The organism is Delftia sp. S65, from assembly GCF_016516495.1.
GTDB lineage: Bacteria > Pseudomonadota > Gammaproteobacteria > Burkholderiales > Burkholderiaceae_C > Comamonas > Comamonas acidovorans.
The window spans coordinates 1-244 of record NZ_JACVUR010000122.1 but is presented as its reverse complement, the minus strand read 5'-3'; the positions used below and the strand labels follow the sequence as shown (position 1 = coordinate 244).

The following is a 244-nucleotide window of genomic DNA, read 5'->3' as shown; positions in this document are numbered from 1 at the left end:
GATCCGCCTCAAGGACCTGTGGCCCGCCGACGAGGAGATCGACGCCATCGTTGAACAAGCGGTCAAACCTGCGCAATTCCGCGCTGTCTACGAACCCATGTTCGCCATCCGCAAGGACGATGGAGACCGGGCCCGGCCCCAGTACGACTGGCGCCCCCGGTCCACCTACATCCGCCGCCCGCCGTACTGGGACACCGAAGGCGTGGGCGCGCTGGCGGCCTTCCCGCGCACGCTGCGCAACATG

1 protein-coding gene is annotated in these 244 nt (G+C 68.0%); it reads left to right on the top strand.

The window, feature by feature from the left end; translation table 11 throughout:
• Positions 1-244 (top strand): hypothetical protein (locus IAE24_RS30085; RefSeq protein ID WP_200016427.1); only part of this gene is annotated, 244 nt, incomplete at both ends.